Annotated in this window: 25 protein-coding genes; 17 read left to right on the top strand and 8 right to left on the bottom strand. The window is 59.9% G+C overall.

The window, feature by feature from the left end; genetic code table 11:
• The first annotated feature begins 1 nt into the window (after nucleotide 1).
• Together K1X71_03820 and tsaB are read left to right on the top strand one after the other, a co-directional pair.
• Nucleotides 2-775 carry a PIG-L family deacetylase gene (locus tag K1X71_03820; GenBank protein MBX7072251.1) on the top strand — a complete coding sequence of 258 codons (774 nt, stop codon included), beginning with the start codon at nucleotides 2-4 and terminating at the stop codon, nucleotides 773-775.
• The gene (tsaB, locus tag K1X71_03815) at nucleotides 772-1473 is read left to right on the top strand and encodes a tRNA (adenosine(37)-N6)-threonylcarbamoyltransferase complex dimerization subunit type 1 TsaB (GenBank protein MBX7072250.1); all 702 of its coding nucleotides are present in this window, start codon (nucleotides 772-774) and stop codon (nucleotides 1471-1473) included. The genes K1X71_03820 and tsaB overlap by 4 nt, the downstream gene beginning before the upstream one ends.
• On the opposite strand, the gene K1X71_03810 is transcribed toward tsaB, so the two are convergent.
• Nucleotides 1470-2936, bottom strand: a complete 1467-nt coding sequence (locus K1X71_03810) for a hypothetical protein (GenBank protein MBX7072249.1) — start codon at nucleotides 2934-2936, stop codon at nucleotides 1470-1472. The genes tsaB and K1X71_03810 overlap by 4 nt on opposite strands.
• A 303-nt stretch (nucleotides 2937-3239) precedes the next feature.
• On the opposite strand from K1X71_03810, the gene K1X71_03805 reads away from it, so the two are divergent.
• The gene (locus K1X71_03805; protein MBX7072248.1) at nucleotides 3240-4916 is read left to right on the top strand and encodes an alpha-keto acid decarboxylase family protein; all 1677 of its coding nucleotides are present in this window, start codon (nucleotides 3240-3242) and stop codon (nucleotides 4914-4916) included.
• A gap of 43 nt (nucleotides 4917-4959) precedes the next feature.
• Here K1X71_03805 and K1X71_03800 read toward each other — a convergent pair whose 3' ends face one another.
• The 4 genes from K1X71_03800 to K1X71_03785 all read right to left on the bottom strand — a co-directional run bounded on the left by K1X71_03800 (nucleotide 4960) and on the right by K1X71_03785 (nucleotide 9335).
• Nucleotides 4960-6165, bottom strand: a complete 1206-nt coding sequence (locus K1X71_03800) for a hypothetical protein (GenBank protein ID MBX7072247.1) — start codon at nucleotides 6163-6165, stop codon at nucleotides 4960-4962.
• 68 nt (nucleotides 6166-6233) lie between these two features.
• Nucleotides 6234-6734 (bottom strand): hypothetical protein, encoded by a 501-nt coding sequence (locus tag K1X71_03795; protein ID MBX7072246.1) that lies wholly within the window; start codon nucleotides 6732-6734, stop codon nucleotides 6234-6236.
• Nucleotides 6731-7822 (bottom strand): hypothetical protein, encoded by a 1092-nt coding sequence (locus K1X71_03790; GenBank protein MBX7072245.1) that lies wholly within the window; start codon nucleotides 7820-7822, stop codon nucleotides 6731-6733. Before K1X71_03790 ends, K1X71_03795 begins: the two co-directional genes overlap by 4 nt.
• Nucleotides 7779-9335 carry an HD-GYP domain-containing protein gene (locus tag K1X71_03785; GenBank protein ID MBX7072244.1) on the bottom strand — a complete coding sequence of 519 codons (1557 nt, stop codon included), beginning with the start codon at nucleotides 9333-9335 and terminating at the stop codon, nucleotides 7779-7781. The genes K1X71_03790 and K1X71_03785 overlap by 44 nt, the downstream gene beginning before the upstream one ends.
• 494 nt (nucleotides 9336-9829) lie before the next feature.
• Between K1X71_03785 and K1X71_03780 the strand changes: the two genes are divergently transcribed.
• From K1X71_03780 to K1X71_03725, 12 genes are all read left to right on the top strand, one after another.
• The gene (locus tag K1X71_03780; protein MBX7072243.1) at nucleotides 9830-10222 is read left to right on the top strand and encodes a response regulator; all 393 of its coding nucleotides are present in this window, start codon (nucleotides 9830-9832) and stop codon (nucleotides 10220-10222) included.
• Between the two features lie 14 nt (nucleotides 10223-10236).
• Entirely contained in the window at nucleotides 10237-12057 is a 1821-nt protein-coding gene (locus K1X71_03775) for a cell wall metabolism sensor histidine kinase WalK (protein ID MBX7072242.1), read from the top strand.
• A 6-nt stretch (nucleotides 12058-12063) separates the two neighbouring features.
• The gene (locus K1X71_03770; protein MBX7072241.1) at nucleotides 12064-12402 is read left to right on the top strand and encodes an STAS domain-containing protein; all 339 of its coding nucleotides are present in this window, start codon (nucleotides 12064-12066) and stop codon (nucleotides 12400-12402) included.
• Entirely contained in the window at nucleotides 12399-14165 is a 1767-nt protein-coding gene (gene tadA, locus K1X71_03765; GenBank protein ID MBX7072240.1) for a Flp pilus assembly complex ATPase component TadA, read from the top strand. The genes K1X71_03770 and tadA overlap by 4 nt, the downstream gene beginning before the upstream one ends.
• A gap of 5 nt (nucleotides 14166-14170) precedes the next feature.
• Nucleotides 14171-15400 (top strand): type II secretion system F family protein, encoded by a 1230-nt coding sequence (locus K1X71_03760; protein ID MBX7072239.1) that lies wholly within the window; start codon nucleotides 14171-14173, stop codon nucleotides 15398-15400.
• A gap of 8 nt (nucleotides 15401-15408) precedes the next feature.
• A complete protein-coding gene (locus K1X71_03755) occupies nucleotides 15409-15744 on the top strand; it encodes a hypothetical protein (GenBank protein ID MBX7072238.1) in 336 nt (111 codons plus the stop codon).
• Nucleotides 15741-16808: a pilus assembly protein PilM gene (gene pilM, locus K1X71_03750; GenBank protein ID MBX7072237.1), complete on the top strand. Its 1068-nt coding sequence runs from the start codon at nucleotides 15741-15743 to the stop codon at nucleotides 16806-16808. Before K1X71_03755 ends, pilM begins: the two co-directional genes overlap by 4 nt.
• The gene (locus K1X71_03745) at nucleotides 16805-17413 is read left to right on the top strand and encodes a PilN domain-containing protein (protein MBX7072236.1); all 609 of its coding nucleotides are present in this window, start codon (nucleotides 16805-16807) and stop codon (nucleotides 17411-17413) included. The genes pilM and K1X71_03745 overlap by 4 nt, the downstream gene beginning before the upstream one ends.
• Nucleotide 17414: 1 nt before the next feature.
• Nucleotides 17415-18023, top strand: a complete 609-nt coding sequence (locus tag K1X71_03740) for a type 4a pilus biogenesis protein PilO (GenBank protein ID MBX7072235.1) — start codon at nucleotides 17415-17417, stop codon at nucleotides 18021-18023.
• A complete protein-coding gene (locus K1X71_03735) occupies nucleotides 18016-18534 on the top strand; it encodes a hypothetical protein (protein MBX7072234.1) in 519 nt (172 codons plus the stop codon). Before K1X71_03740 ends, K1X71_03735 begins: the two co-directional genes overlap by 8 nt.
• Nucleotides 18535-18557: 23 nt before the next feature.
• Entirely contained in the window at nucleotides 18558-20489 is a 1932-nt protein-coding gene (locus K1X71_03730; protein ID MBX7072233.1) for a hypothetical protein, read from the top strand.
• A 201-nt stretch (nucleotides 20490-20690) separates the two neighbouring features.
• The gene (locus tag K1X71_03725) at nucleotides 20691-22436 is read left to right on the top strand and encodes a SpoIIE family protein phosphatase (protein MBX7072232.1); all 1746 of its coding nucleotides are present in this window, start codon (nucleotides 20691-20693) and stop codon (nucleotides 22434-22436) included.
• Between the two features lie 12 nt (nucleotides 22437-22448).
• Here the strand turns inward: K1X71_03725 and K1X71_03720 are convergent, their stop codons facing one another.
• From K1X71_03720 to thrC, 3 genes are read right to left on the bottom strand one after another with little or no spacing between them, the layout of a single operon-like run.
• A complete protein-coding gene (locus K1X71_03720; GenBank protein ID MBX7072231.1) occupies nucleotides 22449-22817 on the bottom strand; it encodes a hypothetical protein in 369 nt (122 codons plus the stop codon).
• Between the two features lie 21 nt (nucleotides 22818-22838).
• Complete coding sequence (dapB, locus tag K1X71_03715) at nucleotides 22839-23636, bottom strand: 4-hydroxy-tetrahydrodipicolinate reductase (GenBank protein ID MBX7072230.1); 798 nt, start codon at nucleotides 23634-23636, stop codon at nucleotides 22839-22841.
• Nucleotides 23637-23660: 24 nt separating this feature from the next.
• Nucleotides 23661-25055 (bottom strand): threonine synthase, encoded by a 1395-nt coding sequence (gene thrC, locus K1X71_03710; protein ID MBX7072229.1) that lies wholly within the window; start codon nucleotides 25053-25055, stop codon nucleotides 23661-23663.
• A 316-nt stretch (nucleotides 25056-25371) separates the two neighbouring features.
• On the opposite strand from thrC, the gene K1X71_03705 reads away from it, so the two are divergent.
• Together K1X71_03705 and K1X71_03700 are read left to right on the top strand one after the other, a co-directional pair.
• Nucleotides 25372-25740: a TraR/DksA family transcriptional regulator gene (locus tag K1X71_03705; protein ID MBX7072228.1), complete on the top strand. Its 369-nt coding sequence runs from the start codon at nucleotides 25372-25374 to the stop codon at nucleotides 25738-25740.
• Between the two features lie 4 nt (nucleotides 25741-25744).
• Entirely contained in the window at nucleotides 25745-26332 is a 588-nt protein-coding gene (locus K1X71_03700; protein ID MBX7072227.1) for a signal peptidase II, read from the top strand.
• The last annotated feature ends 87 nt before the right edge of the window (nucleotides 26333-26419 follow it).

The following is a 26419-nucleotide window of genomic DNA, read 5'->3' as shown; positions in this document are numbered from 1 at the left end:
TTTGACAACCTTGAGCGTACTAGCGATCCATGCCCATCCGGACGATGTGGAATTTCAATGCGCAGGCACGTTGGCGCTATTGGCCGCACGTGGCCACCAGATAACGATCGGCACCATGACGCCGGGCGATTGTGGTAGCCGCGAGTTGGGTCCGGATAAGATCGCGGCGGTGCGACGCGCGGAAGCGCGTCGCGCGGCGGAACTGATCGGCGCGGAATACCGCTGTTTGGAGTTTCGTGATCTTTCGATTGTGATCGACAACGACTCCAAACGGCGAGTCACAGAACTCGTTCGGCGCTTGCGACCAGATGTCATCTTGACTGCGCCCCCCGTCGACTACATGGATGACCACGAAGCGACCAGCCGCCTGGTGCGTGACGCCGCATTCAACGCAAGCTGCCCAAACTACGCGACTCGTCAATGGGAACCGGCGGCTGCCACAGCAAAGATTCCTCACCTGTATTACGTGGATCCGTTGCAGGGCGAAGACCTGTTTGGCAACGCCATCGTGCCCGACTTCTATGTGGATGTCACGAGTGTGTTCGACACCAAGCGCCAAATGCTGGCCTGCCACGATAGCCAGCGCGGTTGGTTGCGGGCTCAGCATGGCGTCGACGAATATCTGGAGAGCCAGGAGCGCTGGTCGCGCGCGCGCGGCACGGAATGTGGTGCGGTACATGCCGAGGCGTTTCGTCAGCACGTGGGACATCCCTACCCGCACGACGCGCTGCTGGCGCAGTTGCTGCCAGAGTTTGTGAAGGCGCGGTCGCCATGAGTGGCGACCTGCGGATCTTGGCGCTGGAGACGACCGGCACGGCCGGCAGTGTGGCGGCGCTTTCCGGTAAAAAGTTGCTGCACGAAGCTGCGCTTGATCCTCGACAGCGCAGCGCGCAATCGCTCGCGCCAGCGATCCAGCAGTTGCTGGCCGAGGTCGGCTGGCGTTCGGCGGACGTGCAGTTGACTGCGGTCGCTATTGGCCCCGGATCATTCACCGGATTGCGCGTGGGAGTGATGACCGCCAAGACGTGGGCCTACGCTACGGGAGGCGCCGTGCTCGGTGTGAACACCCTAGAGGCGATCGCCGAGCAATCGTTGACTGAGCCGGGCTGCGTGACCGTGGTCTTCGACGCGCAGCGAAAACAATTGTTTAGCTCTTGTTACGAGAGGCGGCCGGATGCGATCTTGCAAGAGTTGTCGCCCGTGACAATCATCAACGTCGACGATTGGCTGCAGTTGCTGGCGCCGGGAATGCGAGTGAGTGGGCCGATGCTGGAGCGGATCGGTCAGCAACTACCCGCGCATTCCGCGCCGGCCGATCCCCGGACGTGGCATCCACGGGCCAGCACGGTGGGACAGTTGGCGGCGCGCGATTGGATGGCTGGCCGACGCGATGACCTGTGGGCTCTTGCCCCGAACTACTATCGTCGCAGCGCCGCCGAGGAGAAGGCCGACGAAAGTTGCGGCGGCGCCTAATTGGTTACGTTCGCGGCGCCGCGATTCTCGCGATTGTTGTCGTCGGCCTCCGCCTTCCTTTGCGCCGCCAATTGATCCCCGGTGTAGAGGTCTTCATCGGCAGGAGCGGGCCGCCGTGTGCCGCCCGAAACTTGTTCCAGCAGGTCGAGCAGGGCGGCAATTATCTTCGATTCGGCGTCGACCTCCAGACCGGCGCTGCGCGCAGGCCAGGTGGTGTAGCCACCCAAAAAATGCTGCTCGCGTGGCGGAATGTAGCCTTCGGCGCCATTGGCCAGTTCCATGTTCATGAGCGGTTGGAAAGGCGACTGCGCCTTGAGCCGCAACCCGGTAATCGAAAAGACCTCGTTGGGAATCGCCGCGATTCCCAACTCGCCAAGGCGAACGGCCTGCAGCACCAGTTCAGTATTGGGATGATCGCGCATCCAGATCGCCTGTTCGGCGTAGACCTCGGGCAAGTCTTGTGGGCGTCGCTCGCCGCGTTGACGATTGATCGCTGCGGCCCGCTCGATTCGCTCTGGCGAGGGCAGGCGACGCGCGAGTGTCAGCTTCGATTCTGCCATTGCCAGCGAGACATCAGAGCGATAAGCGATTTGGCCCAAGGCGGTCAGGGCCAGATCGCCGAGTTCTTGGGCGTACTGTTGGCGCGAATAGCCGATTCGCTGAGGACGCGAATAATCCATCCAATGCAAATCGCCGCTGGTTCCTTGCGACATGATGCCGACGAACGGCATCGCGCCGTCGCGCCGCAATTTGCCTTCGAGATAGCCAGCGAACTCCCCAAAGTAGTCGGCCGAGAACCCGTCGCCGTGGCCAAAATAGTGCATCGAAAAGTTCGCCAGCACGGCCAATGGCCGACTATCCATCGTTTGGATGCTGAACAGCGTGAGATCGGCGTCCACCGGGCCGGCGGGGGACAGATATGTGGGGTTCTGATAACCGGGATGCATCATCGCGCGAACTGTCTTGTCGCCAAACGGATCGACCGCGGTGTGTTCCGGCCGCACGAGCCAGCGGCGGCAGTGCGTGTGCTCGGGCGCCGTAGTTTTTGACCAACCCGCTTGGGCGGGCGCGAGCAGCGCGTGCGCCTGGGTGATTCCTTCCGCCACGCGAGGGACAAAGTACTCGACATACGCGGCGTCCTGACGCGCGCCTAAACAGAAATCCATCAAGCTCGGAGCGCTGTGAGTGTGCGTGGCCGCAATCAAGATGCGATTCGCGGGTATGCCGGTCGCCGCTTCAGCGCGAATTTTGATCTTGTCGCAGATGTCGCGCGGAATCATACAAGAATCGACCACGACGATTGCCAGCGTCAAATGGTCATCGGCCAGCACGAGGCAACGAGCATACAGTGGATCGTCCACCCGGTTGCTGGTGGCCTCCAGAAATCCGCCGTTCCGAATCGCCGGCAAGACGCGAGGCGACACATCAATCGCCGCGCAGCCCGCGCGGAATTGAACAGCCATTGCCAAATGAAACTGAAGACAAAACGTGGCCAGCGCTGCGAGAACGAACCAAGCTCGCTGTTGGAGAATAGCAGAGGAGTACATTGAGCCATCCGCAAAGTGGGTTGGTAGGCGATTCTATTTTAAGCGGGTCTGCATGATACTGCCGGCGGTCGTGATTTTCATGCATGAACCACAATGGTCAGATGCCGCTGCCCTTGGAGCTTCGCATTGTCCCAACTGCTCCTTTGGCGATAATTCATTTGTGGCGAGCCGATCCGGAGCATCGGCGTACAATATCCACTTGGATTTTCGGGAGCCGACATGACGATTGAAGCGGCGGCCGGAGGCGTTCCTGTTCCATTCGTATCGGGCGTGACTATCGCCGACTATCTAATTCGTCGGCTGCAAGATTACGGCATCGGCCATGTCTTCGGGATACCGGGAGACTATATCCTGGCGTTCTACGCACAGTTGAGTCAAAGCCCGATTCAGGTGATTGGCTGCACACGGGAGGACAACGCGGGCTTTGCCGCCGACGCCTATGCGCGTGTGCATGGCATGGGCGCCGTCTGCGTGACCTATTGCGTCGGCGGGTTGAGTGTTTGCAATTCGATCGCGGGCGCTTACGCGGAGAAATCGCCGGTGGTGATGATCACCGGATCGCCCGGCCTGGCGGAGCGGGTGAACAACCCGCTTTTGCACCATCGGGTCCGCGATTTTCGCACGCAGTACGAAGTGTTTGAAAAGATTTGTGTTGCAGCCACGGAACTGAACGATCCGTTTACGGCCTTTCGTGAAATCGACCGGGTACTCAACGCCGTGGCGCGTTACAAGCGGCCGGGCTACATCGAGATTCCGCGCGACATGGTTCGCGCCGTGCCGGAGACTCCTTACCGTTACGCCTTTCCCGCGCTCACTAGTGAACCGGCGGCCCTGGCGGAAGCCGTGGACGAAGCGGCACAGATGATCTCGCGCGCGGAGCGGCCCGTGATTATCGCGGGGGTGGAGATTCATCGCTTTGGGCTGGCCGATCGACTGACTGGCTTTGCGGAACAGTCGAAGATACCGATTGCCGCCACCTTGCTGGGCAAGAGCGCGGTGAGCGAGACGCATCCGCTGTACGTGGGACTTTACGAAGGGGCCATGAGCCGCGACGAAGTGACGCAGTTCGTGGAGGACAGCGACTGCGTGATTTTGCTCGGCGAGTTCATGACCGACATCAACCTGGGAATCTTCACTGCCAAGCTCGATCCGAATCGATGCATACTCGCGAACAGCGAGACCCTGCAAATCCGACATCACCGCTTCGACAACGTGTTGCTAGGCGATTTCATTCGCGAGCTAACGGCCCGTAAACCCGCGCCCGGGCAGCGCGGGTTGCCGGCGCGCGCGGGCGCAAGCAGCAAGCCGTTTGCGCCTCAAGCAGGGGCGGCGCTGACAATCGCGAATTTGTTCCGGCGGTTGAACGACGCCTTGGACGACAACACGATTGTCATCGCCGATGTGGGCGACGCGCTGTTTGGCGCAAGCGACCTGGTGATTCGGCAGCGAACAGAGTTCATTAGCCCAGCCTACTACACGTCGATGGGGTTTGCTGTGCCGGCGACGCTGGGCGCCAGTTTTGCGCGCTCCTCGACGCGCGTGATTTGCATCGTGGGAGACGGCGCTTTTCAGATGACCGGCATGGAACTATCGACCATTGTGCGCTACGGTTTCGATCCGATCGTGATCGTGCTCGACAACAAGGGATATGGCACCGAGCGGTTCTTGCACCCCGGCGATTTCAACGACATTCACCCCTGGCGATACCACCGCCTGCCGGAAGTACTGGGGGGAGGAACGGGCTACGATGTGCGCACAGAGGACGAGTTTGAGCAAGCGCTGGTCGCGGCGCTCGCCGATCGCAAGGGGATGAGTTTGATTCAAGCGCACATCGGTGTCGAAGACCGCAGCAAGGCGCTCGATCGATTGGCCGACAAGCTAAGCAAGCGCGTGTAGTTCGACCTCACCGATAAACAACCGCCGAAGCAGATAGCGGCCGCTAGTCCACCAATTGGCGGATCTCGCCCGGCAAGGCTTTCATGCCGTCGATGGTCCAATAGAGATACGGCGGATTGCGATAGATGGCGCTGTTTTGGATGAGGCTGCAGGAGCTCTCGAAGCTCACGGAACTTTCGCAAAGCACCACGCCCTTGATGCGTGGCGAGTCCTTGAACGTGATCGGGCTGCGACTGTGTACTAGCCCTTGTATCTCGTTGGGGTAAAAGTCGTCCGTCAGGCCATCGGTGTAGCCGTTGTAGGGGGCGCCGCTGGGATTGAAGTTGGTGAAGTTCAACAATTCTGACAGGCCAAAGAGAGTGCTGCCAAGCGAGATCTCAACCAGACCTTGGTCGCCGTCGACAATCAGCACGGGAAAGTCGGGGCGATAGTTGTGCATTAACACGGCGTTGTCGATTTTCAACTTGCGTCCGATGCCTAGCCGAACGATCAGCGTGCCGTTGATGCGGCAGTTGCGGATCGTCAAGTCGCCCGAACTGGCGTTAATGTAATAGACGCCATCGGAGTTGAGCGAACCTGAGATCGGGTTGCGACCCGGCGCGAGTGTCAGGTGCTCGATGACACCCGGATTGCCGATTGCGGTGGCCATAGCGATATAGGCTGGTATCACAGTCGAGTCTGGCATGGGCTTGGCCGGCGCGCCGGTGACGCGCTGGCCATACACCGAGCCGGCGTTCAGGAAGCTTTGGCAATGAGCGTCGCCATAAATCGCGCCGTTGTTGTCAATTTGCCCGTTGGTGGAGATCGGACCGTTGTCGGGATCGGCTGAATCGCCATTGTCGATCGTAACTGTGCCAGCGGCATGCAGCGCAGTGTTGAGCGCGGCAAGGGGGACCATATTCGGCACAAGAGTGATCTTCAGTTTCTGCGTCGCACTTCCCTTTTGCCCACTGGCGGTGAGCACCAGTGGATTGAGTTGCGAGTTGGCAATGTTGTTATCGACCGGATCGGCGCCGGAGAGTGTGACCGTGCCGGCGCCAATCTCGCGATTGACGGCCCAGTCTCCATTGGGAACGAGCGTTCGCCAATTGGAGTCTTGCTTGATCTTCAAGAGCCCCATTTGCAATCCGGCTTGCGCATACCTGCGCGCTTCGTATGCCTCATTGGCAGAGCGGAATGCGCGGTTCTTTAGTCGCGCCACCGACAAACCCGTGACAGTGAGCAGCGATACGAGCACGGCCGTGCCCATCACGGCGATATACGTGACACCCCTGCGGCGCATTGACGAGCCGAGCCAAGTTGTATGCGTAGATGGCATCATATATTGGCGCGCACACCCACGGCCGTCGCGAGGACGGCTCCCTGGCGGCTGATGGTCACCGTCACACGCTTCAGCCCTTGATCGGAACCAACGTTAACGTTGGGATCGGTGGCGGAAGCATATTGAACTGAGACCTGCCGGCGCCAGCCTTCCAAATAGGTCAGCGTAGTTCCATTTTTGTACTGCGGGGGCGACTCGTCCCAATTGTGGTAGTCGTCCACATCGTCGAAGTCGCCGCGATTGACTGAGGATTCGCCGCTGTCGCAGCCCAGCGGGCCGGTTCCGGCTGTGTCGACATATGGCTGTGACAGTATCTCGCTTAAGAGATCGTTGGCGAGCGCGTCGGCACGCCCGCGTCGCGCAGTCTGAACGCCCGTCAAGACTGAGGATCGAAAGACCTCAAGCGCCGACACCAGCAGCACACCGGTGATCACCGTGGAGAAGCAGACTTCCACCAGGCTGAAGCCAGATCGCTGGCCTTCCCGTCGTCGCGTCATGTCCCCTGGACCTCCGGCGCGTTGAGAATCGGAATGGTTGATTCGACTCGCGTGTCGGCGCCATCGACCTGAAGCTGCACTCCCACCTGGTTAACCCGATACAAGCTATTGGCGGCCGCGGGAGTCGAAGTGGTCACCGTTCCAAAAACTCGAATCTGTAGCGAGTCGACGGCTCGCGCGGTCCAGACCAAGCCGTTGGCGCTGCTCTTCAACAGTCCGGTATTGGGATTGTTGCAGCCTGAACTGCGATATTCCAATGAACAGGCCGTCGCTCCTTTGGCCCAGACAATCACGATACACTGCGACACCACGGCGCCGACTTCCGGGCTATCGCGAAAGACAAATTCGTGCCATAGGTAATTGTTAGTCAACCGCGACTCGTAAATCGTCGCGTCGGCCAACACTACGCTGGTCGGCGTCATTACTCCTCCCATCGCGGTGCGCACCTGCAACATCGCCACACCGTCGATCGCGCCGGCGGATTTGAGTCGCAGTTGCACGCGGCTGATGCGCCAACTGGTGGTGTTGGCGGGCAAGACGGGAATCAAATAATTGCCGACCGGCGTGGTGCTGGTCAGATTATGGCTGACCAGGTTTTGCTGAGCGTTGGCCTCCGCATAGCGCATTTCCGCCGATTGGTTTGAAGCGCCTGTGGAGGTGGAGACCGTTCGCAGTTGATAGCTGAGCTGCAGCAGTTCGAGCGCAGTGGCCGTCTCGACCCAGTCACCACCGTTGATGCGGCGCAAAAGCGGGGCGCCCGGACTGCCCGACCATTCGTAACGGATGGTTTCTGCGTTCGAATCACCGGTGCGGTCAGGAACGGTGAATTCCACGGCGGTGGTTGTGCGCACGTTGAAGCCGTCGGCGAACATGAGATCGTGCGTCAGATCCTCCATGGCCGCTGTCGCGCGGACGATCGATGGATTCACCGCAGCCACGTTAATTGACTGCCGCGCAATGAACATCGTGGACGCCAGCCCCGCCATCAACATCGATGACGCCGCTACGGCGATCATCAATTCGACGAGCGACACCGCGCGACGGCTACGCGATTGGCAGACATGCGGATTCACGCTCTTTGCGCGCATGGGGCTGGTAGCTCCGGCAGATGTCGATAATGTCGGCTTTCGCGCGAAAAAAGGCGTCGACGACCTGCGGATCCCATTGTCGCTCAGCGCCAGAGCGAAGGATGTCGTCGACGACTTCGTGGGACATGCCCTTTCGATAAGGACGGTCACTGGTCATGGCGTCGAAGGAATCGGCCACAGCCAGAATGCGCGCATCGAGCGGGATTTGTTCACCGGCCAGTCCATCCGGATAGCCACTGCCGTCGAAATGTTCATGGTGATGCAAGACGCCAGGCAATACATACTTGAGCTGATCGAGGTCCTGCAAAATCGCCCAACCATCGAGCGGGTGCTGCCGCATTTCAGTGAGCTCATCGCTATCCAACGAACCCGGTTTGCGTAGGACGACGTCGCGCACGCCAATCTTGCCAATATCGTGCAACAGGCCGGTGAGGTAGAGCCGTTCGCACGCGGTGTCGATCAGATTCAAATTGCGTCCAAGGCATTGTGAAATCAAGGCAACGCGTTCGCTGTGCCCGCAAGTGTAAGGATCTTTAGCGTCCAAAGCGGAAACAAGGGCGCGAACCACCGAGACTAACAGGGCGGCTTTCTCCTTGAACAACTGCACGTTGCGGCCATGGGTGGCGAGCATCGCGGCGCTCGACGATAACAGACTGGCTTCCACAGTGCCGAACTCATTGGCAGGATCGAGGTTGGCCAGCGCCAACGAAGAAAGTGGCTGACGATTCACAGCCAGGATCCAACCCAATCGAAACTCGCCGCGCGCGACCGATTGAAGGACGAACGCATCGATGCCGGGAAAGTGCCCCTCTACTTCGCGCTCCGAAATATGATTCTTGACAATCGGCTGGCCATTGCACGCGCCGCTATACTCCGCGATCATGCCGAGCAATGTCTCGTCGGGCACGCACTGCGCGCCGTCGCGAACCACCACTTGGCAAGTCAGGGAGTCGTCTCCTTCCGCACCGCTGGCAACTAGCGCCAAGTATTCTGCGCGGATCAGTCGACGGAGCATCGGCAGGATGGCGCGGGCGACCTGCCAATCGTCGTCGCTTATCTCGGCGATTTCAAGGTGGTCGGCCAGGCAACGCAAATAGGTCAGTTCTTCAAAGTCGCAACTGATTTGGCCAACGAACGCGCGCAACTCCTCATCGCGTTCGGCCAATTGCGCTCGTTTTGACCAGTCGCCAGTGAACAGTCGCGCGCAACGTAGCGCCAGGTCGGCCTCGGACGTAGGCAGTTCACCGATGGCGACAGCGCGCGAGCCATTGGACAATCGCAGCGGAATCGCAAGTTCGGTCTGATCCGCGTGTTTCGTCTTCCGTAACATGGGCTCGCGTGGTGCTTCGGTCAACGGCGCCGTTGTGATTCCGCTCGTGTTGACTCCGTGGCCAGCGGGCAGTCGCTCCCAGCCGTGAGACGACTCGCGCCAGAATTCAAAATCACAATTAAAGGTGTCGCGCAGCGCGGCGCGAAGTGTGGCTAGCGATTCGTCAGCATTTGCCTCGGCCATTGTCGATTCACCGTCGTTGCCTCGCGCGCGGACTACCCGATTGTCAAATCCGCAAGCTGCGCTGGACATTGCAAGCTCACGGCAAGCGTAGCTCTCATCGTCCGCTGAGCAACCCACTCAAACCCGGCGCGCATCTCACCATGACGCGGCCGCGCGGCATGCGTGAGTCGCAGATTCAGTGGTTTCGCTAGAGGCGGCACAATCGTGACCGCGTATTCAAACGAATGCGGCGCCTTGCGGCCGGCCCATGCGGGGGGAAACGCCAAAGTGCAACGAGTGACTCGGCGGCGACCAACGCTGTGCTAGCGTACCTGTAATCCGCATCACATGATTCAGACCTATGCTTGCGCTGAGCAGCTAGCGTAAGAGCTGTAAATCTAGCGAAACTCTTCCGATTGAGCGAACTTTTTCGTTGGCGCCGCCGATAAACGGTACCGCTGTGTCGGATTGGCGCGCCTGCGACCGGAACTCAGTCGAACTGGGGTGAGTGGGTCATGAAACAAAGAGTGCTCGTCGCGGAAGACAATGTGGCGCTCCGTGAAGTTGTGCGCTTCAATCTGGAGCTAGCTGGTTACCAGGTGAGCGCCGCCCGACACGGCAAAGAGGCGCTTGAATTGTTTGCACAGCGCGATTTCGACATCCTCGTGACTGACCATCAGATGCCGGAAATGACCGGCTGTGAGTTGTGCGCGCATTTGCGACACGACGGTCAGCACGCGGATATGCCAATCATCATGTTGACCGCCAAGGGCTACGAGTTGGACCTGGCGGCGCTTTACTCCGACTTGGGCGTGCGTGAAGTGATGGTCAAGCCGTTCAGCCCACAATCGCTGGTTTCGGTGATCGAAAAGCACCTGGCATTGTCGGCTGCGCCGACCACTTCCTAAAGGCGCATTCGATCATGTCGAACAAGCCACGTCATCTCAACTTCACGCGCCGCGTTGTGGCGTCGTACCTGTTGTTTGGCTTGGCCGCGGTGTTGTGCCTGATTGTGGGTTTGCCACTGCTTGTGCGCGCCCTGGTGACTTCGCAAACCGACGTGGCATGCATTAACCGGTTGGGTCGCGTCAACACAGCAGTCCTGTCGGCGTATTCGCGACATGGAGAAGCGGCGCTACAGCCTACCGTTGAAAAGCTGCGCGCTGACGGCGCGCTACTGTACTGCGCGGTCATTGACAAGAATGGTCGCTACCTTGCGCATTCAACTCGTGAACAGATTGGCCAGGTGGCCCCGAGTCATGAAATTGCGAATCAACATTGGGGAGAAGTGATTTGTGCGCGCTACGTGGACGCCGATCAACTCGCGGTGCGCGAGTATCGCAGCCCGTTGGTGCGTCAAGACGAGCCCGTCGGCGAGGTATGCATCGCCGTGCTGGACAATGGCATTCAGTCGGCGATTCACGCCGCGGCGGAGTTTGTCCCGCTGGCAATCATTGCGCCGGCTGTGGTCATCGCGGCGGGCGCCATGCGATTGCAACGACTGGCGCGGCCCCTGGCCGAAGTCGAGCGTCAGTTGAGGCAGGCGGCGACAACGCGAGACGGCCACTCGCTGAAGTTTGACGCAATTCGCGCGGGCGGAGCGTTGGCGAACGGCTGGAACAAATTGCTGACCACTCGGAAAGAAGCCCCAGCCGACAATTCGCTGGAGAATCGTCTGCATCAAGTGCTAGATGGCTTTCGAAATCGCAAGGCGGAGCAAATTCTCAACGGCCTGCCCGACGGAGTGGGTGTGACCGACGCCGAAGGAAAAATCACCTTTGCCAACCCCGCGCTGCGTGCCTTGATCGGCTGGAAGGACCACGCCATCGAGGGGCGTCAGATGTCGGAGTGTCTCGGACTCGACGCGACTCGCAAGGCCGATCAGTCCTTGCTCGCCTCCGACGCGCTGCTGCGCGACGTTGTAGCGGAGTTGGGGCGTTCAGGCGATATGTCTCAAGGCGTATTGCGCGTCGCGCGTTACCCTTTGCGAGTGGCCGACAGCGGGTTGTCTGGGGGACACATCTGGGCGCTGCGCGATGTGACGCAGCAGAAGCTCGCAGATCAGATGCGCAATCAGTTCGTCTACTCGGCAACACATGAACTGCGCACGCCGTTGGCGAACATCAAGGCCTACGCCGAAACGCTAGGTCGCATGACCGATCTGGATGTGGAGAAGCAAAAGGAATTCTGCAACATCATCAACAACGAGGCGACGCGACTCGCCCGGTTCATTGACGACCTTTTGAGCATCAGCCGCATGCAAGCGGGGTCGCTTGCGCTCGATCGCCAGCCAACGGATTTCGAACGACTGCTCAACGAGACGATTGAACATGTCCGTCCCCAAATGGATCAAAAGGGAATCACTTTCGAACGTGCGCTGCCCGAGAAGATCCCCGATCTCAAGATCGACAAGGACAAAATCACCGTCACCCTGGTCAACCTGTTGGGCAACGCGGCCAAATACACACCCGCCGGCGGCCGAGTGGGCCTGAGTTTGGAAGTCGGGGGTAATCAGGTCCACGTCCATGTGGAGGACTCCGGTTACGGCATCGCGGTTGAGGAGCTCAACAAGATTTTTGACAAGTTCTTTCGCAGCTCCGACCCGCGCGTGCAAGAGGAGACCGGGAGCGGACTGGGGTTGTCGCTCGCGCATGAAGTGGTGCGATTGCACGGCGGTCGACTCACAGTGCATAGCGAGCTCGACAAAGGGAGCAAATTCACCATGTCGTTGCCCGTGGGATAGTTCAACATGGCGTTCGAACGAGCCAGACAAGGCGCAGTGGACCTGATTCGCGGTGATGATGCCATCACGGTGGACCAGTCGCCGTTTGTCGCGCGCTTGTTTGACGAGTGCCTGGCCGCCGGACAGCCACGGGCAGTGGTCGATCTGTCGCGCGTGCCCTTGGTGGACAGCGTGGGCTTGGAACTGCTGCTCAACTACCAAGACTCGTTTCAACAGCGTGGCGGCGCGCTAAAACTGGCGGCGCCCAACCCGCTATGCCGCGATATTCTGATGGTCACTGGCGTCGATCGTCACTTTGAGATCTTCACAGAAGCGGTCACGGCCGTCGGGAGTTTCGCCGAATGACGGCCACTCTGCACACACCTCCTGCCGCCACTCCCCCGCGATCCAAAAGCGCCCCGCACGGCGAGCGCTCATCGTTCTCGTTCGCTTCGCTGGGCGAGCAGCTACTGGGCGCCGATCTGATTACGCCCGAAGAGTTGGAAACGGCGCTACATCGGCAATCCGAAAAGCAGGTTCGGCTGGGCGAGGCGCTGATCGAACTGGGATTCCTGAGCGAAGAACAGATTCTGCCGTACATCCAACACCAGTTGGGAGTGGCGGCGGTGCGCTTGCGCGAGGGGCTTGTCGACCCGGCCGTGGTGAAGCTCGTGCCGCGGGTCATGGCGGAACAGTTGCGCGCCTTGGCGTTGTTTCGCGTGCGCGGCGTATTGACTGTAGCGATGGCCGAGCCGCAGAACTTGCAGCAAGTCGATGAACTGGAGCGCATCACCGGTTTGAAGATTCGGCCCGTCTTCGCGATCAGCAGCAATATTCAGCGGATGACTGAACGCTGCTACGAAGACGGCTTCCAGGTCGACACGGTAACCGCCGATCTCGATGAGTCGGCCGTGGAACTGGACGCCGATACAGTCGACGTCGATTTGGAAAGCGTCGAAACGATGATGGAGGGGAGCCCCATCATCAAGCTGGTCAATTACTTGTTGGTGCATGCGATTCGCCAAGGGGCGAGCGACATCCACATCGAGGCCGGCCGCCGCAATTCCACAGTGCGATTTCGCGTCGATGGCATGCTGCGAGAAGTGCTGCGGCCGCGCAACGATTTTCATCCGGCGATCATTTCGCGCATCAAGGTGATGGCCAAAATGGACATCGCCGAACATCGCCTGCCGCAAGATGGCCGCATGCACGTGGTGATCGAAGGACGCGAAATCGACTTGCGTGTGTCGACTCTGCCCACGGTGCTGGGCGAGAAAGCCGTGTTGCGCGTGCTGGACAAACGGCGAGTGAACTTCAACCTCGACTTGCTCGGCTTCCCCGTCGACCTGCTCGGCACAGTGAAGTCCATGCTCGCCAAGCCGTATGGCCTATTGCTGGTGAGCGGCCCAACAGGAAGCGGCAAAACGACGACCCTCTATTCGGCGCTTGATCTGGTGAAGTCCGCGCAGCGGAACATCGTCACAGTCGAAGACCCGGTGGAATATCAACTCGACACCATTAATCAGGTGCAAGTCGAGGAGGCCACTTCTCTCGGCTTTGCGGGCGCACTGCGGTCGATCCTGCGGCAAGACCCAGATATCATCATGGTGGGCGAAATCCGCGATGCCGAAACCGCTCAAGTCGCCGTGCAGGCGGCGCTCACCGGACATCTGGTGCTAAGCACCATCCACACCAACGACAGCTCCGGCGCGGTCACTCGCCTGGTGGATATGGGCGTGGAGCCGTTCAAGCTGGCCTCGGCGCTAGTCGGAGTGGTGGCGCAGCGCTTGGTGCGCACTGTTTGTCACGATTGCGCTACCACCTATTATCCGCCGGCTCACTTGTTGCAAACCTTGCACTACCAAGGAGATCATCGTCGGCCGTTCGTGCGTGGCCAGGGCTGTCCCAAGTGCCACGACACGGGGTTTCACGGGCGATTGGGCATCTATGAAGTATTGAACTGCACTCCAGAGCTGCGCGAGTTGATCGCTCGTGATCCTGGCGCCACCACGATCCGCAAACATTATCGAGAACACGGCGGACATACCTTGCTTGAAGAGGGGATTCGGTTGGCCGAGAAGGGCAAGACCAGTCTCGATGAAGCGATGCGCGTGGCGTTCTTTGAGTAAAACCTATGAACTACCTTTATTCGGCCAGATCGATGTCAGGCGAGCTCACCCGTGGGGTGCTGGCGGCCGATTCAGTTGCGCACGTAAGGAAGCTGCTGCGCGAAAAAGGCCTGTTTGCAGTCGAAGTGACCGCCTCGACCAAGCGAGCGCCGGCGATCGTCGCTGCCAAAGGAATGCCATGGCTCCGCAAGCGCGTGCCAAAGCGCGAGTTGCTCACCTTCACCTCGCAACTAGCAGTGATGGCGCGCTCTGGCACTGACTTGGCCACCGCGCTGCAAACGCTTTCGTCGCAGGTGAGTCAGCCGGTGTTGCGCGACGCACTGCAAAAAGTGCATGGCGACGTCTCCGCAGGCAAGCCGGTGTCGGCGGCATTGGCCGCGCAAGGCCACGTGTTCGGCGGGGCCTATGTGGCGATCGTGGCGGCCGGCGAGGCATCGGGACGATTGCCAGAGGTGTTAGCCCGATTGACCGAAATGTTGAATACGGAGCTCAAGCGATCGGGCGCGCTGCGAGCCCAATTAGCGTATCCCGTGGTGCTAAGCAGTGTTTCGCTGATTGTGATCGGCGCGCTATTGTTCTTCGTGCTGCCGCGTTTCGCCGAAGTGTTCGCCGACGCTGACATGCCTCTACCCATGATCACCCGGGCCTTGCTGGCGTTTGCCGGCGAGTTGCGCCACTATCTGATCTTATGGATCGCTTTGGCGGCGGCGCTGGTGGTTGGCGTATTGTCGTTTCGCTCCAGCCAACGCGGCCGCGCCTGGATCGATGGTCTGCAATTGAACAATCCGTTGATCAACAAGATTACACGGGCACTGCTCACCGGACGTAGCTTCCGGCTGCTGGGAATGATGCTTGAGAGTGGAGTGCCGCTGCTTGAGGCGCTCCGGCTCACGCGCACTTCGGTCCAAAACCTGATGTACCGCGAATTGTTCGTACGTTTGGAAGAGGCGGTGCTGGGGGGGCAGGACATGAGCCCCACCGTTGCCGAGCACTCCTTTGTCCCGAGCGCGGCGGCGCACATGCTCGCCACCGGAGAGCGCACTGGCAACCTGGCCTCGGTGTCACAAATCATGGGTGAGTTTTATGAGGAAGAAGGGGAGAGTCGCCTGAAGGCCATGATGACCGTGATGGAGCCGCTCATCATCGTAGTTCTTGGCGTGATCGTGGCGTGCATTGTGCTGGCGGTCATGATCCCGATGTTCGATTTTGCCACATTCGCGCAACATCAGAAATGAGGTGTCTTATGTCAGAACAACCAGCGCCGCTGCGGCAACGGTTCGAGCGTGGTCTGATCGCGGCGGCGATCTTCGGCGCCGGCGCTTTGTGGGGAAGCGGGACCGTTCAGTTTCCTCCCGCGGCCCGCGCCGATGTCCGCACGATCACGCCCGACAAGGCGTTTCTGGCAGGTGGCGAACGCAGCGAGATCGTGCTGCGCGAGATACAAGATCTCTACAAGCGCGAAATTATTCCCACGCTCAAGCAAATGGACACCAAGACCGGACGCATCGAACAGCGGCTCGCCGAGATCGCCAATCGGTCGCGTGGTCGCAACGACGAGAACAACGCACGGAGGCCATGAGTTTGTTGACCGCAGGTTCCAGAGGTTGGATCGGGATCGACCTGGGAGTTCAGGCCGTGAAGCTGGCGCAGATTGCTCGCGCTGGTGACGAACTACGGCTAAACCACGCCACGTTTGAGCTCGATCCCGAATTTCTGACTACCGCGTTGGGCCGGCCAGGCATCGCCGGCCGCGCGCTGGGGCAGCGGGTGCGCGCGCTCTTGGAGGACAGCGACTTTGAGGGGCGCCGGATCGCGATTGCCTTGCCGATGCCATGGGTTGACTTGCGTTCGATGAAGATTCCGGCGGTTGGCGACAACGAGCGGCGTGCGATCATCGAGAACGAGCTGGCCACTGTGTTTCAAGACGATGAGCCACGCGAATTCGACTTTTGGGAAACACGAGATGCGGGCGACTCCGCGCAGTTTCAGATCGACAACATCATGGTGTTATCGGCGCGCTGCGACACGGTGCAGGGAGTGATCGATTGCGCGCGCACAGCGGGACTGCAGTGTGAGGTGTTGGACGGCTTGCCTAAGTCGCTGGGTCGCGCCGTCGATCTGGTCGAACGCGGCGGGGACACACAGTCCGTTGGCGCCATCGATTGGGGCTACACTGGCGCGACGCTGTGTGTGGTCCGCGGAGGCGAGCCTTTGTTCACGCGTTATCTGCGCGATTGCGGATTTGGCCCGATGGTGAACGCTGTCGCCGCTGGCCTGGGTTTGACGCATGGCGAGGCGATCGAAGTGCTGTCTCGCATTGGCTTGCCGAGCGCAAATGGCGGAGCCGACGAGTCGGCGGACGTTCAAGAGATCGCTGCGGAACTGGCGATCTCGACGTTACAGAGCTTGCTGGAACAATTGAACAAGACGCTCGCTTACTTGCGCGTGCAACGGCCTCACTTGCTGCCTGCGCGTTTCTGGCTATTTGGCGGCGGCGCGATGATACGCAACGCCGACGCCTTTCTGGCCCACAGGTTGCAAGTCCCAGTGAAATGCTGGCGACTGCAACCGAGCGATGAGGGCGGGGCAGAGGCTATGTACGGCGTTGCGGCGGCTTTGTCGGCTTTGAGGTGGGAGTCATGAGCCGCATCAATCTGCTTCCCCGACAATATCGATTTCAATCCCTGTTATGGACGCGGCTGCGCGAATGGGCGGTGATGTGCGCCGTGTGTTGGACGATTCTTTTGCCTGCCTGGTGGATCAAACAGTCGGAGTTTGAAACCGCCGCCGAATCGCTCGATCCGCTCGAGCAATCGTATGCATCGTTGGTGCAATTGCAGGCCGACAATCGCCGGATGCGGATTCGCCTGAACGACGTGGGCAACCAAGAAAACGTGCTCGGCGGACTCCAATCGGAGCCGCCGGCACTAGCCACGGTGGCGGCCACCAGTTCCAGCGCCCGCCGCGGCCAAGGTCGCGTGTGGCTGCAGGAATTGAGCTATGTCAGCCGGCGTGAACCAGCGCCTGTCGTGAACAGCGCCGACCGCAAGACACAAGCGTCTAAGGCCTTTGTGATTGTGCGCGAGTTATCGCTCAAAGGGATTGGCCGCGACAATATCGCGATCTCCAAGTTCGTGCTCGCGCTGCGATCCACGGGCCTGTTCGCACAAGTGGATTTGAAAGCCGCGATATTAGGCGCCCAACCTGAATCCAACGAAATTACCTATCAAGTGGATTGTCGCTTCTAAGATGACTTCGCTGCTTTCCGAAAAATTCGATCAGCGACTGCATGTCATTGGCTGGCTCCTGCATGCCGCCGGAGCAACGTTGGTGCTGTCGGTCATGGGTGGCCTCTTATGCCTGGTGTTTTGGCCGCTGGACAAGCAAGTGTTCGACCTGGTGTCGCGCGAGGATCACTTGCGACGCTATCTGCGCGGCGCGCAAGCAGCGCGCAACGAACACCAACAATTGTTGGCACAGAACACCGCGGCTGAAGCGCGGGCGCTTTCTCTCTACCAGCGCATTCCTCAAGAACCACAAGAGGCCGAGTTCTTAGGGCAAATCAGCGGCCTGGCGGAGCGAGTGGGTCTCGAGTTGGTCGACTATCGACCGGCGCTTCCCATCGACCGCGAGCAGTATTCGGAGATCGAAGTTTTGATTTCGTCGCGAGGATCGTACGCCAGTCTGTGCCAGTTCTTGGGTGGGCTGCAATCGCTCCCACGCTTCACCAATTTGGGACGATTGAGCGTTGTGCGCGAGCCGGATGCGGAGGCGTACTCGATCACGATGACGCTTGTCCTGTACTTCGGGTTGCAGCAGGCGCCGCCGACAGCCCAGGAGGTGGCGCAGCATGGCTAACACGAAACGGCTGGAGTTGGGAGGATCGACTAAGCAGTGGTTGCTGGTGGCCGGCCTGGCGATCGTGCTGATCGGCGTGCTGATGTTCAACCGGCACACGTTGCCAAACGAGGAGGGATCTGCGCCAGAACCGAGCGCGCCGGTGGCCAAGTCGGTCGCCAGCAGCAAGGACAAACAGCAGTCGACTAGACGATCGTGGCCTGTCGTCAGCTTGGAGGAAGCATTGGCCTACGATCCATTCGCAGAACAGCAGATCGCGCAATCCTCGGCGAATGATCAAAGCCAGATGGCGAAGGTCGCGGCGGGTCCGGTGCCCGGCCAGTCCGTGGAGACGAACGAGGAGGAGTCCGACTTGCTCAACGAACGGGTGCAGTCGGTGGTCAGCGGCGGCCAAGGCGCCGCTGCCGTCGTGGGCGACCGAATCGTGAGAGTGGGTGACATAATCGATGGCTTCGAGGTAGTGACGATCGACAAGGGGGGCGTCAGGCTGCGAAGGGCAGCGGGGCAATAGTGGGCGCAAGGAGGTCGCGGATCGTGAACGAAGTACTGAAACGGACGCTCGCGGCAGCAGCGCTCGCGCTGGCCACGCTGTGGCCGTGCCTGGCGACAGCCGCGCCGCGCGCCCCGATGCCCAAGAAGGCGAACATCAAGCGAACTCTCCCGATGCCGTCGCGACAACCTCATGAGGATCGCTATGTACGGCGCGCAAGCGCAACTAGCGACGATCTGCGATTGCCTGGCGACGAACCGCCCGAAGCCCCGTTGCCGGAAGGAGACGAGTCAGCCGATCTGCCGCCGGACGAATTGGGTCACGATGGCGCTTCCGGCGCGTTGCCGCCCGCGGAGCAGGAGTCGATGGCCACACCAAATGCTGGTGGCGACTCGCAGGTGACCACGGAACCAAACTCCGATGCAGAAGAACTGCGTATTCCCTTTGCGGAGTCGGTCGACGCGGGGCAAGTTGAAGTCAAGACCAACCACGGGCTGGTGACGCTCATCGCGCGCGACGCGGCGCTTAACACCGTGCTGTCGGCGCTGGCGGAACAGCATGGGATGAACCTGGTGTGCGCGGAGAACATCACCGCGCACATTTCGATCACGCTGAACGATGTGAAGTTGGAAGACGCTCTGAACTCGGTCTTGATGGTCGCTGGCTACACGTGGACTCGTCGCAACAACATCATTATGGTGACCTCGATTGAATCGTCGGGCACGATTTCGTCAGAGGCGCAAGGCCGCGAACTGGCGGTATACCATCTCGACTACGCTTCGGCGTCCGACGCCTTGAAAACGATAACCGGATTACTGTCGCCTGTCGGGCGGGCGTTCATCAACGAGACCGACGTCACGGACAATCGCAAAACAAAAGAGGCGATCTGCGTCGAGGATTTCCCGTCGGTGCTGGCGCGCATCGAGCAATATCTGATGGAAATCGATCAAGCGCCGCGACAGGTGCTGATCGAAGCGCATATTCTCAAGGTTGATCTCAAATACGAAGATCGCAATGGCGTCAATTGGCGGCAACTCTTCAACCCGTTGGGCGACACGGTGAACTTTCAGGTCGTGGGGTTTGCCAGCGCCACTGCGTCGCAGGCAATGTTCGCCAGTTTTGACGGCTCGAACCTCGACACGCTCATCGAGTGCTTGGAACTAACCACTGACGCCAAGACACTGGCTTCACCCAAGGTGCTTGTGGTCAATGGGCAGGAAGCGCGGTTTCAGGTGGGCGGTCAGCTCGGCTTCCGGGTCTCAACCACGACGCAGACCAGCACACTGCAGAGTGTGAACTTCTTGGATGTGGGCGTGGTGCTAAAAGTCGCGCCGCGGATCAGTCGCGACAACCAAATTTTGATGCACGTTAAGCCGGAGGTGTCCAGCGGAAAAGTCAACCAAGACAGCGGTCTGCCAGAATCAGAAACCACTCAGGTCGAAACCGATACGCTGCTGCCCAGTGGTCGCGGTATGTTGATCGGCGGCCTGATTCAGGAGCAGGATCAGAACGATCGGCAGAAGATACCCTGGTTGGGCGATGTCTGGATTGTGGGCAAGCTTTTCCAAAAACAAGTCATCAAGCGCAGTCGCGCGGAAGTGGTGATTGTGTTGGTGCCGCGGATTGTGCCGTTCGATCCCGAGTATCAGCAGAAGCACGCGCATGAGGTGTGCAAGGCCCAAGAGCCATTGCTTGATGGGCCACTGGTGCCGCATCCGCGCCCCTATGAGGCGAAGATGCCCGATCCCTGGACCAACCCGGGCTGCACACCAAAGCAGGCCAAACGCTTTAAGGAGCAGCAAAAGTTGCAACAACAGAAGCAGCACCAGGCGCAGTGGTTGGAAGGGAATCAACAATACTACATGCCAGCCGAAACAGTGCTGCCAGCGAACGAAGCACTGCAACAACCACAGCAACAGACCCGCTATTTGGGCCGGAGATCATCACGTGGAAGCGCGCAAACGAAAAACCGTTAAAACCCGCAGCGCTTTGCAATTGCCAGAGGAATTGAACTTCCTGATCGAGAAGCGCGACGACGCAACGCGCCGCCTGGGAGAACGCCGCGCTCGCGCGGCCGATGCCGGCCCCGAAAAGGGGGACCGACGAGCAAGTCGCGATCGGCGCCAGAATCGGCGCCGCCAGGGTGGCTGACCGCGCCCGCAATTGTGGATTAACTCGTGTCCCCGCGCGGCAGCGAGCTTGGCTCAATCAGAACGCTGGCGCCGGCCGATCTGTTGGTAGCGGCGGCAGGGATGTTCGCCGGCAACATTACGCCGCACATCGCGATGCTCAGGCTGGGCAGCGGTTACTGGCAGCGCAGTTGCATTGGCGCAGGAAGCGAAGTCAAACAGCACCCTTCGGCGTCGCTACAAAACGTGGCCAAGGCTCGCCCCTCCTACCTGCGACTCATGGCCGATGAGCCGGCCCCGGAAGGATTTGCGTTCAGCGCTGGACAACAAGACGCCATGGCGCAGGTCGCCGATGCCGTCGAGCGCCTCACCGGGCATCGCCTGACGGTGCAGCCTCCCGACCACGAACCATCGCGAGCGGGCGACGGCTACCCGATCCTCGGCATCGCTGGCCAATTGCGAGGATACCTAACGGTTGATTGCGAGGGGCGCGCCGGAAATCGTTCGGCCCGGACGAGCGCTCAACTGACCCAGGCCATCGCCGGACTGCTGACCGAGACCTGCCGCGCGCAGGACGCCCTTTGGCGGCGCGAGGCGGAACTGGCGACGGGAGTTCCCGTTTCGATTGCGCGAGAGAACGAAGCGCATCTGGCGGAGCGACTCGAGGGAATCTTGCGCTGCGGGGTCGATGCGATCGGCATGAATTCGGCGGCGCTCTACTTGTTGGATGTTGACACCACGTATCTCAAGCTGCGCGCCTGCTATGGTATGTCGCGCTCCAAACTCACTGAGTCTCCGCGCCCCTTATCCGGCTCATTGGCCGATCTCGAAGCTCTGCTGGGACATGCGGTGGTGCTCACCGAACCAGGCCAATTAATGCAATGGAGCTGTCCCGAACCGTGCGCATCGGCAGTATGCCTGCCAATTTCGGGCCCGTCGATGCCGCTCGGCACGGTTTGGTTCTTCTCGGATCAGAAACGAGATCCATCAAGCCGCGAGACAGAATTGTTGGAGATCATCGCCGGCCGGTTGGCCTGCGAACTGGAACGCGACGCGATATTGGCTGAGACCGCGGCGCTAGCCGATCAGCGGCAAGGCATCCAGCGAGCGCAGCAGGCGGTTGAACGCAACTTGCCGAACATCGCGCCACAACTAGCCGGTTGGGACGTTGCGGGAGCGACATTGATTTCTGGCGAGCCGCCAATCACCTTTCATGACTGGTGCTCCTGCGGCGATGGCCGACTGATGCTGGCTAGTGGCAGCGCGATCTGTAACGAGACGGCCCCAGATCTTGGTTCAGCAATTTACGCGGTCACGTTACGAGCGCTGATCCGCACACTGGCCACCGACGGTGCTTGCGCCGGCGTTATCGCCACACGGGGCAATCGCTTGTTCAGCGAATTATCGCCTGGCGATCGAAATGCCACACTGGTCCTGGCATCGTTCGAGCAACACAGCGGCGAGTTACGGATTGCCAGTGCTGGCGAGCCGCTAGTCATGACGATTTCACCAGGGCGCGAATGGCGCAATCTCTCTCGCGTGTCGCCGCCAATTGGCAGTGATCTGGAGACGAGCTTCTTAGCGGAATCGTTATCGCTCGCGGCGGGACAAGTTTTGATTGTCGTAGCCGGAACTCAGGGGTCTATTGCCGGCGAATGTCTAGGCCGCCTCGTCGAGTCAATGAGCGACTGTTCGAACTCCAGCAGCGCAAAGTTGACAAGTCGACTTGAGCAAGCGCTGCGTCAATGCGGCCAAGAGCGCGCATCGATTCTCGTCGCACAGCGATCGGTGTGAGACGCGGCGCTCTCACAGCGCACGCCGCTGGAGTCGCGCTTGCACCTCGGCCAGCGGATAGTCGATGATCGACAGTTCACTGTGCGACACCTCGCGCAAACGGCGCCAACCACGGCTGACCAGCGACTCGCGTTCGCGCACGGTTGTGGTGTCGAGTTGGCGCTTGTCAAAGGGACCATCGACCCGCACGGGTGGAAAATCGTCGTCGACGATGAACTGCGCCAAGCTGGGATTGCAGCGTATATGCCGCTCGGGAGTGGTATGCAACGACTCGGGATCGACCAAACCAATGACATACCGCAGATACAGGTCGCTGTCAGAGATTTCGGCGACGTCCTCGCCGCATACTTCGCACAGATAACCTTGCTCGCATTTGGCCATGGTTGCGAGACCCAACGCTAGTTAGAGTCCCAAAACGTCTCGTATGGAGTACATGCCTGCTGGGCGACCAGCCAGGAACTTGGCTGCGGCCAGCGCTCCCAGGGCATAGCAGTCGCGGCTGGTGGCGCGGACGGTGAGTTCGATCGTTTCGCCCAATAATCCAAAAATGATCGTATGCTCGCCCGGATTGTCGCCAACGCGCACAGCGTGGTATCCGATTTCGTCGCGCGATCGGGCGCCAGGTCGACCCTCACGACCGTGCGCCGCGAGCGACTGCCCCATCTTGGCCGAGATGAGCTCGCCAAATTTCAGCGCGGTTCCGCTGGGCGCGTCTTCCTTGAAGCGATGGTGACGTTCGATGATTTCGACATCGACGCCCGCCGATTGGTCCTTGAGCGCTTGCGCCGCGACCTCGGCCAGTTTCATGGTCAGATTCACCGCCAGGCTCATGTTAGGAGCGTGCAATAGAGCGATCCGCTCGCTGGCCGCCTGAATCCGTTTTTGCTCGCCACTTTCAAAGCCGGTGGTCGCCAATACCAACGGCACTTGGCGCGCAACGCAAGTCTCAATTGCCGCGAGCGCTCCGGCGGGGGTGGAAAAGTCGATCATCGCGTCGGCGTCGACATCCAGCCGAGCGGTCAGCGCGACTCCTGTGGGGCCAATCCCGGCCAACGCCCCCACATCTTCCCCCAGACGCGGATTGGCTGGCGAATCGAGGCCGGCAACCACGCGCAATCGCGCATCGGCCGCAGCCAGCGCGACGAGCCGTTGTCCCATGCGGCCGGCGGCGCCATTGATGACTAAACGAAGCGGTTCCATTCTGCTTTCCAAAGCGCGGCGAGTTTATGAATAGAGGCGAATGGCCTTGATGATCTCATCTAGGTTGTTGGACACGGCGACGGCGCGATTGGCGTAAGTTGCGCGCTTGACGCCGCGTTTACCGAGCACATCGTTGAATTGGTCCTGGTCGGTGGTATGGTAAGCCATCGTGGCGGTGGGATCCTTGAGCTGATGCCCTGTGAGAATGCACACCACGCGATCATTAGGACCAATCACACCTTCGGTGCGAAGCAACTTGGCGCCGGCCACGCTGGCCGCGCTAGCTGGCTCGCAACCAATGCCCCCCGCGCCCACTTGTGCCTTGGCGTCTAAAATCTCTTGATCGGAGACTTCACGCACTACGCCGTCGCAGCGCTCGAGTGCTCGCAGGCACTTGTTGAGATTGACTGGCCGGTTGATCTCGATGGCACTGGCAATGGTCGACGCACGACGCGAGTCGGCGTCGAGCTGGGAGTAGTATTCCCCAATCGCCGGATCGAGCGCGCCGTTGTTCCAACGCACGCCGCGGCGCTCGTACAACTCATACAAGGTGTTGGCGCCTGCCGCGTTGATGACCGCCAATCGAGGAATGCGATCGATCAGGCCCAGTTCGTACAGTTCGGCAAACGCTTTGCCGAACGCGCTGGAGTTGCCGAGGTTGCCGCCAGGAACCACGATCCAATCGGGCGGCTGCCAGCGCAAGGCCTCGAGCACCCGATACATGATCGTTTTTTGGCCTTCCAGGCGAAAAGGGTTCACACTGTTGACCAGGTAAATGCCCAACTCGCGCGACACCTGTTGTACGCGCTGCATGGCATCGTCGAAGTCGCCGGCAATCTGCACGGTCAAGGCGCCGTAGTCGAGCGCCTGCGACAGCTTGCCGTATGAGATCTTGCCCGAGCCGATGAACACCACGGCCTTGAGCAGGTGCGTCACGGAACAGTACAAGGCAAGCGAAGCGCTGGTGTTGCCAGTCGACGCGCAGGCCGCGCGTTTGGCGCCAATCGAGCGCGCATGGGTGAAGGCGGCAGACATGCCATTGTCTTTGAAGCTGCCGGAAGGATTCATCCCTTCGTATTGCAGATAAAAGGCATCGTCCGCAGCGCCTACAAAACGGCCCACGTGATTGGAAAGCTGCAATAGAGTTTGCCCCTCGCCAATGGTGACCACCTGCTCGGGCTTGGCGAAAGGGAGCAGCTCGTGGAACCGCCAGACGCCACTAAAGGCCAAGGGGTCCCAGCGACAGCTCCATTTTTTTTCAAAATGAGCCAGCGTTTTGGGAGGCGATAACCGCCCCCAGTCGTAGGCTACGTCGAGCAAATTGCCGCAGACACCGCAATCCACACGGACTTCGTCGACCGAATAGGTCGCGCCGCAGTTGGGCGAAATGCAGCGCTGAAAGGCGACGTCGGTTTTCATCGCAACGCTAATGGCGTCGCTCCTTTACGGCCGAATGACAGGGTGTGCGGCTGGTGGCCAGTCTACGCCAGCCGCATGCCGGCTAGCAAGGCAACCAGCTGCGACGGACACCGCACGACCGCACAGGTTGGAATTTGAAAAAGCAGAACGATCACGCCCCGTGGCACGATCGTTGCCCAATCGACGCTGTCCGAAATAAGGCGCTCTTTCGCGTCTGAAATTGGCCAGTTTGACACCCCAAATTTAAGCAAATAGAATCGAGAGTCTATCGAGAGCGAGTGCTCTCGTTCTAGGCGCCGGTTGCCGGAGATAGCAGATGAAGAAGCCTGAGATGAAGGTGTACCGGGATCGACTTGTAGCCCTGCGCGCACGTCTGCGAGGTGACGTGAACCAGCTTGCCGATGCAGCGCTCAAGAAGAACGGGAATGAGGCAGGGAACATCTCGAGTATGCCCATTCATATGGCCGACATTGGCACAGAGAACTTCGATCAGGAGTTCACGTTGTCGTTGATGCAGACAGAGGAGTCGACGTTAGGCTCCATTGAATCGGCATTGGAACGGATTGAAGACGGTTCCTATGGCTCCTGCGAGGAATGTGGGGTAAAGATTCCCAAGGCGCGATTAAATGCCATTCCGTATGCCACCACCTGCGTGAAGTGCGCCGAGCAGCTAGAACGCGGCTAATTCGATGGACCGAATCCCCTTTCCGCGCAATCGTTATGTAATTTTCGCAATGCTCGCGGTGGGCGGATTCGTCATTGACTTGGCCACCAAGCACTGGGTCTTCGCCAGACTTGGCATGCCAGGCGCTACCGGGGAACGGATTCGAATTCTCGGTAATGTGTTGGTTCTGGAAACCAACCTCAACGAAGGCGCGCTATTTGGAATGGGACAGGGATTTCAGCCCATTTTCATCGCGCTGGCGCTAGTGGCTGCGCTTGGCATCTTAGTTTGGTTGTTTTGGTCTGGCGCGGCAGCCGACTTGTGGCTTACGATCGCGCTGGGAATGATCACAGCGGGCATTTTCGGCAATTTCTGGGACCGTATTGGCATGCCAGGGCTCCGCTGGCCGGAGTACACCTCCCGCGCGGGCGAGCGGATCCATGCCGTGCGCGACTGGATTCATTTTGAGATCGAAGGCTGGTTTGATTTTCCCGTCTTCAATATTGCCGATAGCCTCTTGGTGATTGGCGTGGGCGTACTATTACTGCACACCTTTTTGGTTGGTGAGAACCGCGTTGCAACGCCGGCGGCTTCCCCGGCTGGCCCAAACTAACCCATCGAACGTGGAATTTGGGCGTTCTGCGACCAATTCAATGGACCATTCTGTCATGCGGACATTCGTTCGCAATCGGTATTGGAG

Source organism: Pirellulales bacterium (assembly GCA_019694455.1).
In the GTDB taxonomy this organism is placed as follows: domain Bacteria; phylum Planctomycetota; class Planctomycetia; order Pirellulales; family JAEUIK01; genus JAIBBY01.
This window is presented reverse-complemented; position numbering and strand designations above follow the sequence as displayed.

Bases quoted from the DNA above. Each gene is read 5' to 3' on its own strand.
- tsaB (MBX7072250.1), top strand. From the start codon at position 772: ATGAGTGGCGACCTGCGGATCTTGGCGCTGGAGACGACCGGCACGGCC.
- K1X71_03810 (MBX7072249.1), bottom strand. From the start codon at position 2,936: ATGGCTGTTCAATTCCGCGCGGGCTGCGCGGCGATTGATGTGTCGCCT.
- K1X71_03805 (MBX7072248.1), top strand. From the start codon at position 3,240: ATGACGATTGAAGCGGCGGCCGGAGGCGTTCCTGTTCCATTCGTATCG.
- K1X71_03800 (MBX7072247.1), bottom strand. From the start codon at position 6,165: ATGGGCACGGCCGTGCTCGTATCGCTGCTCACTGTCACGGGTTTGTCG.
- K1X71_03795 (MBX7072246.1), bottom strand. From the start codon at position 6,734: ATGACGCGACGACGGGAAGGCCAGCGATCTGGCTTCAGCCTGGTGGAA.
- K1X71_03790 (MBX7072245.1), bottom strand. From the start codon at position 7,822: ATGCGCGCAAAGAGCGTGAATCCGCATGTCTGCCAATCGCGTAGCCGT.
- K1X71_03785 (MBX7072244.1), bottom strand. From the start codon at position 9,335: ATGGCCGAGGCAAATGCTGACGAATCGCTAGCCACACTTCGCGCCGCG.
- K1X71_03780 (MBX7072243.1), top strand. From the start codon at position 9,830: ATGAAACAAAGAGTGCTCGTCGCGGAAGACAATGTGGCGCTCCGTGAA.
- K1X71_03775 (MBX7072242.1), top strand. From the start codon at position 10,237: ATGTCGAACAAGCCACGTCATCTCAACTTCACGCGCCGCGTTGTGGCG.
- K1X71_03770 (MBX7072241.1), top strand. From the start codon at position 12,064: ATGGCGTTCGAACGAGCCAGACAAGGCGCAGTGGACCTGATTCGCGGT.
- tadA (MBX7072240.1), top strand. From the start codon at position 12,399: ATGACGGCCACTCTGCACACACCTCCTGCCGCCACTCCCCCGCGATCC.
- K1X71_03760 (MBX7072239.1), top strand. From the start codon at position 14,171: ATGAACTACCTTTATTCGGCCAGATCGATGTCAGGCGAGCTCACCCGT.
- K1X71_03755 (MBX7072238.1), top strand. From the start codon at position 15,409: ATGTCAGAACAACCAGCGCCGCTGCGGCAACGGTTCGAGCGTGGTCTG.
- pilM (MBX7072237.1), top strand. From the start codon at position 15,741: ATGAGTTTGTTGACCGCAGGTTCCAGAGGTTGGATCGGGATCGACCTG.
- K1X71_03745 (MBX7072236.1), top strand. From the start codon at position 16,805: ATGAGCCGCATCAATCTGCTTCCCCGACAATATCGATTTCAATCCCTG.
- K1X71_03740 (MBX7072235.1), top strand. From the start codon at position 17,415: ATGACTTCGCTGCTTTCCGAAAAATTCGATCAGCGACTGCATGTCATT.
- K1X71_03735 (MBX7072234.1), top strand. From the start codon at position 18,016: ATGGCTAACACGAAACGGCTGGAGTTGGGAGGATCGACTAAGCAGTGG.
- K1X71_03720 (MBX7072231.1), bottom strand. From the start codon at position 22,817: ATGGCCAAATGCGAGCAAGGTTATCTGTGCGAAGTATGCGGCGAGGAC.
- dapB (MBX7072230.1), bottom strand. From the start codon at position 23,636: ATGGAACCGCTTCGTTTAGTCATCAATGGCGCCGCCGGCCGCATGGGA.
- thrC (MBX7072229.1), bottom strand. From the start codon at position 25,055: ATGAAAACCGACGTCGCCTTTCAGCGCTGCATTTCGCCCAACTGCGGC.
- K1X71_03705 (MBX7072228.1), top strand. From the start codon at position 25,372: ATGAAGAAGCCTGAGATGAAGGTGTACCGGGATCGACTTGTAGCCCTG.
- K1X71_03700 (MBX7072227.1), top strand. From the start codon at position 25,745: ATGGACCGAATCCCCTTTCCGCGCAATCGTTATGTAATTTTCGCAATG.